This is a genomic window from Amycolatopsis sp. NPDC023774 (genome assembly GCF_040639695.1).
In the GTDB taxonomy this organism is placed as follows: Bacteria; Actinomycetota; Actinomycetes; order Mycobacteriales; family Pseudonocardiaceae; genus Amycolatopsis.
The window spans coordinates 1-6,314 of record NZ_JBFAAJ010000080.1; the positions used below are offsets into that span (position 1 = coordinate 1).

At 69.0% G+C, this 6,314-nt stretch carries 8 protein-coding genes; 5 read left to right on the top strand and 3 right to left on the bottom strand.

From position 1 onward, the window contains the following. The first annotated feature begins 106 nt into the window (after positions 1 to 106). The 5 genes from AB0F91_RS46640 to AB0F91_RS46660 all read left to right on the top strand — a co-directional run bounded on the left by AB0F91_RS46640 (position 107) and on the right by AB0F91_RS46660 (position 3,402). Positions 107 to 880, top strand: a complete 774-nt coding sequence (locus AB0F91_RS46640; RefSeq protein ID WP_360608887.1) for a GvpL/GvpF family gas vesicle protein — start codon at positions 107 to 109, stop codon at positions 878 to 880. Further along, complete coding sequence (locus tag AB0F91_RS46645; protein ID WP_360608889.1) at positions 877 to 1,062, top strand: gas vesicle protein; 186 nt, start codon at positions 877 to 879, stop codon at positions 1,060 to 1,062. The genes AB0F91_RS46640 and AB0F91_RS46645 overlap by 4 nt, the downstream gene beginning before the upstream one ends. Then, the gene (locus AB0F91_RS46650) at positions 1,055 to 1,342 is read left to right on the top strand and encodes a gas vesicle protein K (protein WP_360608891.1); all 288 of its coding nucleotides are present in this window, start codon (positions 1,055 to 1,057) and stop codon (positions 1,340 to 1,342) included. The genes AB0F91_RS46645 and AB0F91_RS46650 overlap by 8 nt, the downstream gene beginning before the upstream one ends. A 433-nt stretch (positions 1,343 to 1,775) precedes the next feature. Then, entirely contained in the window at positions 1,776 to 2,621 is an 846-nt protein-coding gene (locus AB0F91_RS46655) for a hypothetical protein (RefSeq protein WP_360608893.1), read from the top strand. Between the two features lie 184 nt (positions 2,622 to 2,805). Next, complete coding sequence (locus AB0F91_RS46660) at positions 2,806 to 3,402, top strand: DUF2231 domain-containing protein (protein WP_360608895.1); 597 nt, start codon at positions 2,806 to 2,808, stop codon at positions 3,400 to 3,402. A 33-nt stretch (positions 3,403 to 3,435) separates the two neighbouring features. Here AB0F91_RS46660 and AB0F91_RS46665 read toward each other — a convergent pair whose 3' ends face one another. The 3 genes from AB0F91_RS46665 to AB0F91_RS46675 all read right to left on the bottom strand — a co-directional run bounded on the left by AB0F91_RS46665 (position 3,436) and on the right by AB0F91_RS46675 (position 6,029). Next, complete coding sequence (locus tag AB0F91_RS46665; RefSeq protein ID WP_360608897.1) at positions 3,436 to 4,242, bottom strand: PhoU domain-containing protein; 807 nt, start codon at positions 4,240 to 4,242, stop codon at positions 3,436 to 3,438. Between the two features lie 198 nt (positions 4,243 to 4,440). After that, on the bottom strand, positions 4,441 to 5,205 hold the full coding sequence (locus AB0F91_RS46670) for a hypothetical protein (protein ID WP_360608899.1): 765 nt from the start codon (positions 5,203 to 5,205) through the stop codon (positions 4,441 to 4,443). A 509-nt stretch (positions 5,206 to 5,714) separates the two neighbouring features. Further along, positions 5,715 to 6,029: an ANTAR domain-containing protein gene (locus AB0F91_RS46675; RefSeq protein WP_360608901.1), complete on the bottom strand. Its 315-nt coding sequence runs from the start codon at positions 6,027 to 6,029 to the stop codon at positions 5,715 to 5,717. Positions 6,030 to 6,314: the final 285 nt, after the last annotated feature.

Sequence of the window (6,314 nt, forward strand, 5' to 3'; positions counted from 1 at the left end):
GGCGACCACGGCAAGCTACAAGACGAAAACCGCCAGCTACGAGCCCGCATCGCCGCACTGGAATCCGGGCGATCGCCGGAGTCCATCGAGGCCGGCGAAGAGGACGATGAACGCGAGTGAGGAGACCGGTGTGTGGCTGTACGCCGTGACGCCTGAAGCCGGTGCCGCGTCCGCGCTCGGCGGCCTCACGGGCGTCTCGGCCGAGCACCCGCGCGTTGTGGCGGCGGGCACGCTGGTCGCGGTGGTGGGCGACGTGCCGTTGAGCTCGTTCGGCGAGGAAGCCTTGCCGCGCAACCTCGAAGACCTCGACTGGCTGGCCACGGTGGCGCGAGCGCACGACGCTGTGATCGCGGCGCTGCTCGATCGGGGGCCGGTGGCGCCGGTCCGGCTCGCGACGATGTACCACGACGACAGCTCCGTCCGCGTCGCCGTCGAGCAGCGCTCCGCGGACTTCGAGCGAATGCTCGAGCACGTCTCGGGCCGGGTCGAGTGGGGCGTGAAGGCGTTCCTGCAGACCGAACCGGAGCCCGCCGCGCCCGTGACGTCCGGAGAAGGTGCGGGTGCTGCGTACTTGGCGCGTCGGCGCAGGGCACTCGCGTCATCTGAAGAACGCCAGCGGCAGGCGGCAGAGCAGGCGAGTCACATCCACGCCGCGCTGTCCGAACTGGCGTCCGACGCCTGCACCCACCCGCCACAGAGCCGGGCGCTGACCGAGCGGGACGGGCCGATGGTGCTCAACGGCGCGTATCTCGTCGACGCCGAGCGAGCCGAGCAGTTCGCCGAAGCGGTGGACTCATGCGATCGGGACAGCGCCTTGCTCACCGTGACGCTGACCGGGCCGTGGCCGCCGTACTCCTTCTCCTCGCTGGAGGGATCATGACCTTGCCCGCACGTGCCGGGGACCGCAACGTCGCCCTGATCGACCTGCTCGACCGGGTACTGGCGGGCGGTGTCGTGGTGAGCGGCGAAATCACCCTGTCCATCGCCGACGTGGATCTGGTGCACGTTTCCCTGCGCACCCTGATCACCTCGATCACCGCATTGCAGCCCCATCATGAATGACGAGCAGCAGAACCGGATCAACGCCGACCCCGAAACCGCGGAACGCAGCCTCGTCAGCCTGGTCCTGACCGTGGTGGAACTCCTGCGCCAGCTCATGGAGCGCCAAGCGCTGCGCCGAGTCGACCACGGAGACCTCGGCGACGACAAGATCGAAGAAATCGGGCAGACGCTGATGTACCTCGATCTGCGCATGGACGAATTGTGCGACCACTTCGGACTGGAGCGACGCGAACTCAACCTCGATCTCGGACCACTGGGATCACTCCTTTCCGACGAATAAGTCGCCCCACTCACTTTCCGGCTCGTCGCCGGAAGCCCTTTCGGGAACAAACTACCGGAAAACGTCGGGCGTTGTGGGATGGCGACAGCGCGTTTGGCCGGCTTCCGACCGGGTACGCAGCGCAAATACAACCCGCTTGGGATTGCACAGCCCGGCCGAAAGGAGTGCATGGGCTGCTCCCACAAGCCGGTCGGCGTGGTAACGGCGGCGACGAACCGACCGGTGCCACAAGAGCCACCCAGGCTCACGCCCCGGACCTCGGTGTTCCCCTTCGACGCGACGACCGAGCCGGGGTTTTTCACCGCCAAGGCAGTCGTCCGCTGGGCCGTCTCGCGTCCACGCCGGATCGAAACACCAGAGCCGAAACGGCCGGCGCGGGTTTGCGCCGTGTCCACCCGGCTGACCACAATTCGTCCACGAAAGGAAAAGATCAATGAACACCGGCTTCAACATCCTGCAAAGTCTGCAGAGTGCGTTCACGACATTCGTCAACTACCTGCCCCAGGTGATCGGCGCGCTTCTCGTGCTGTTGATCGGCTTCCTCATCGCCAAACTGCTGGACAAGGCCATCACCAAAGGCCTGCAGAAGGCGAAGGTCGACGACCGGCTGAAGACCGGCGGCGGCGCGAACTACGTGGAGAAGCTCTCCCCGCAGGGCAGCCCGTCGAAGCTCGTCGGCCTGGTCGTGTTCTGGGTGATCATGCTGTTCGTGATTTCCTCGGCCATCGGGACCCTGGGAATTCCGGCGTTGACCGGGTTCATGAACCAGGTGCTGAGCTACCTGCCCAACCTCCTCGCCGCGCTGCTGATCTTCCTCGTCGCGGCCGCGGTCGCCGGCGCGATCGGCGGGCTGGTGCACCGCACCATGGGCGACACCCCGACGGGCAAGATCGTGCGAACCCTCGTCCCGGCAATGATCATGGGCATCGCCGTGTTCATGATCCTCACCCAGCTCGGGATCTCCCCGGTGATCGTCACGATCACCTACGCCGCACTCGTCGGCTCGGCCGCGCTGGCCGCGGCACTGGCCTTCGGCCTCGGCGGGCGCGACGCCGCCGCGGAATTGGTGGACTCCGGCTACGAGAAGGCCAAGGAACAGAACGACACCATCAAGTCCGACCTGGCGATCGGCAAACAGCGCACCGCCCAGGACGCCGTCGACACCAAACACAAGGCCGAGCAGAAGATGGGCGGCCAGGAGCAGAGCGCACCAGCCACGCAGCCGCCGCCCGCCCAGAAGGAGCCCAGGGCCACCACCGACGGTGCTCATCGAGCCTGACACCTGGCGTGCTCCGTGCTGCCGCCGCCTCATCGCGCCGGCGGCAGCACGGAGCACGATGCGCTGTTTTGTGGACCGAGCAGCGACCTGCACCGTGCCCGGACCGACCGGAACTGCGGCGGGCGCGCGACGAAGTCGCGTCCGCGGCGAGGATTGGCGTCCGGCTGCGGGGGTAGCCCGCATCATGACCAAAAAATCCCCCTTCGCCCTCAGCCACGCCAGGACCCGGACTGCGGCGGAAGCCCCGCCGCACCGACTGTTGTCCACTTTGGAAGACGTACAGGCACTGGACGCGCCCGCAGCCGCCGTGGCGAAGCCGGTGAACAAGCTCTTCGGGGGCCGGGCCGGCGAAGAGCTCCGGGGCCGCAGCCTCGGCCATCCGCTGCACCCGATCGCGGTCACTCTCCCGATCGGCGCATGGGCGTGCTCGTCTCTGCTTGACCTCGTGCCAGGCAACGAAACAGCGTCCCGGCGGCTGGTCGGGATCGGGCTGCTGGCGGCTCCGGCGGCCGCGGTTCTCGGTGCCGCCGACTACCACGAACTCGACGAGCGGCAGCGCCGGGTCGGGTTCTGCCACCTCGTGCTCAACCTCGTCGCGACCGTGATCTTCGCTGCCTCCTACCGTCGGCGTCGCCGCGGCGCGGCAGGGGGCAAGGTGCTCGGCGTACTCGGCCTGCTCGTCCTCGGCGCCGGGGGTGCGCTCGGTGGCCACCTCTCCTACGCCCAGGGCGCCGGGGTCTTCCGCTGGGAGCCGCCACCCGTGGGGATGGACGGCCGATGACTTGGCCCTCCGGCTTGGCTCTCGCAGGCAGAGTCAGGTCGGCAAGGCGCCGGTCACGGTGAATTCGAGGCGTCTGGCGACCGACACGGCCTGGTCACCGAAGCGTTCGTAGAACCGAGCCAGCAGGGCAGCGTTGGCTGCCGCCGCGGCCCCGCCTTTCCAGTTCCGGCTTGTGATCACTTCGAGTACTCGAGCATGCAGGTCGTCCACCGCTTGGTCGGCGTTGTCCAGCTCGGCGAACATGCCTGCGTAGGGCACCGCGATCATCTCCGCGAGCCGGTCGGCCATGCCCGCGGTGAGCTCGCCGAGGCAGCGAAAGCTCTCTTCCAGCTCGGCGGGGTCGAAGCGGCCCGGATGCTGGAGGCGCGCAGTGCCGGCGATGTGCGCGGCCAGGTCACCCATGCGCTCGAGCTTGTCGGCGCAGTACACCGCGGCGAGCACGAGCCGTAGCTCATGGGCGACCGGGGCCTGCAACGCCAGCAGCGCCTCAGCGTGCTCTTCGCACTCGGCGCGCTGGAGATCCAGCTCGATGTCGCTGCCGAGCACCTGCTCGGCCAGCTCCAAATCCGCGGTGAGCAACGCGGTCGTCGCCCGCCGCATCGCCTGCGCGCAGACGACGCACATTTCAGTCATCTCGCCCCCGAGCCGAACCAGCTCCTCGTGAAACGCCTGTCGCATACCAGCCCAACCCCTTCGCGCGTCTCCAGCGACCACGTCAGCACGCCGACGGAAAAGACGGACGACCACGACTGGGTGGACATGGTGGCCTGATCTCCAGAGTCCCCCTCGATTTTCCGGATACCCGGACGAAAGCAGGTGAAACTCCTCGTTCACAGCCACGCGGGTGTGCTGCTCCGTGGCCGCTTGCCACGTCGACGTCGTTGTCCTGTCTGGATGGCGGGCCCGCCGCCTGACCCGAAGGCAGCGGGAGCCGGAACTGTGTTCGTCGCGCGTTCGGCTGCCGGGCCGCGGTTTGTGGGCACCGAATGGCCGTCGCGGTCTGGGGCATTGTCCTTTTCCGGGGGTTGCCCTCGAGCCTTACCGCCCTCCGCTGCGGTCCTGTTGCCGGGGATGATGACGAGAGCCTCGGACCCGGCACGGCGACCGGATCTGAACTCGGCGGGTCAGCGGTGTGCGTACCGCCGCGGTGGTCGCGGTCGACGACGCCGTCGCGGGCGCGGTGGGCGGTTGGGCGGCAGGCGTTCCGCCAGGGCAGGGCCTGCCGCGCCCGGTCCGTGAGCACCGCCGCGACGACAGCCGCCGTTGTCGCCGCCACCATGCCACCGAACGCGACCCGCGCGCGCAGTCGAGGCCTGGGAGCCGCACCCTGTGGTCAAGCAGGCGCAACCACTGTGGCGGGCCGACGAAGCAGCGGCAGGGCTTCCGCTGCTGCGGTGGGCGTTGCGCGGGTTCACGGGCAGTCCTCCGCCCGAGGGTGCACGTGAGGGTGCGGGCACCCCGGCGGGACGCCATCGCCGCTTCGGCCATCGCGCCGGGTACTCGCGCTCCCGCGTCAGGCACTCCAGCAGCATGAGCTGAGCGCGGGGACGTAGGCGGCGAGCCCCGCGCCTTGCCGACGATCTGCTCGAGCGCGGAGTAGACGGCCGTGCCCGAGACGAACCCGGTTCCCGTGATGCCGGTCGAGCCGAGCTCGTGCGCGATACCGAAATCGCTGAACGGGCCGTAAGCGCCGAGCAGGATGGTGACGGGCTTGAGGTCTCGATGCACGACGCGCCGGGCGTGGATGTGCTCGACCGTCTCGGCGAGCTGCACCGCCAGATCAGTCACCTGCTCAACCGGCACGGGCCCGGAAAGGAGGCGCTGCGCGAGCTACACGACGAACGGCCGGCCTTGGTCCGTCGCTGGCGAGCACAGCCACCACACGCGGGTGGTCGATGCCGGTCTGGATCGTCCTCTCCCGGATCGGGCGCACCTACTCCACCGCGACCGTTTCCCCCGTCGCCCACCTTGACCGCGACCTCGCGGCCGAGCCTCCGGTCCCCTGTCCGGTAAACACGCGCGCCCTCCGCCTCACGCTCGAGCATCGGATAGCGCCGAAAGCGCGTTGCCGATCGGATGTCGCCGCCGCGACTGGGAATGGCCCACGGTGGGTGCAACTTGGGTGCAACTCCGTGGTCCGAGGGAACCGATAGCCCAGGTGGCAGCCGGTTGAGCAGTCAGCCGGCTGCCACCACAAGCCCTTCACCGATTGCCGCACCCCGGCCGCCGCACGTCGGTCCGCGACGAGCTGACGGGGCTCGACCTCACCCGGCCCCACGCGACCCCTCGTCTCGCTTGCCCGTGCTGTCCGCTCAAAGACGGTCGAGGCGTTCCGCGCTCCAAATCCCGGCGGATCGGAGCCCGGCGAGTACGGCGGCGGTCGTGTTCTCCGGCACCGCCGCCGGGCGCCGGGTGCCGGCCGCGACCACCACTGCCGCGACGTCGTGCAGCTTCACGTTCGTGTGCTGCGAAACCTCGCGCAACGCCGCGAACGCGTCGTCTGCCGACCAGCTCCGCAGGACCATGAGCATGCCCTTGGCTTGCTCGATCACCGGCCGCGTCGCGAGCGCGTGCTCCAGCTGTTTCAGCTTGGTGGCCTGCTCCACACGATCTGAATCAGGGCTCACTCGAAATTCCTTACCCCCGTCCCGGCTCAGTCCTAGGCCGACGAGCTGTCCCACTCGCCGTTTACCGCAGCCCTGCGTGGGTCCGGCGGACGCCGTCTTCTTGCTCGCGGTCGTAGCCGCGGAGGGTGAGGGCGAAGCTTTCGGGCAGGGGCAACGTGGTCACCGCTTGAGCCTCCCGCCGAGCAGACCGGCCAGTTCCTCGGGCCGCCCGGCAGCCCGCAGGCGGGGCGGGTCGGGCGTGCCCAGCGTGTGATCGTCACCCAGCACGGCCTCGGTGAACCGGGC

What these genes read in the sequence shown, in the direction of transcription:
- AB0F91_RS46640 (WP_360608887.1), top strand. Translation starts at nt 107, where the DNA reads ATGAACGCGAGTGAGGAGACCGGTGTGTGGCTGTACGCCGTGACGCCT.
- AB0F91_RS46645 (WP_360608889.1), top strand. Translation starts at nt 877, where the DNA reads ATGACCTTGCCCGCACGTGCCGGGGACCGCAACGTCGCCCTGATCGAC.
- AB0F91_RS46655 (WP_360608893.1), top strand. Translation starts at nt 1,776, where the DNA reads ATGAACACCGGCTTCAACATCCTGCAAAGTCTGCAGAGTGCGTTCACG.
- AB0F91_RS46650 (WP_360608891.1), top strand. Translation starts at nt 1,055, where the DNA reads ATGAATGACGAGCAGCAGAACCGGATCAACGCCGACCCCGAAACCGCG.
- AB0F91_RS46660 (WP_360608895.1), top strand. Translation starts at nt 2,806, where the DNA reads ATGACCAAAAAATCCCCCTTCGCCCTCAGCCACGCCAGGACCCGGACT.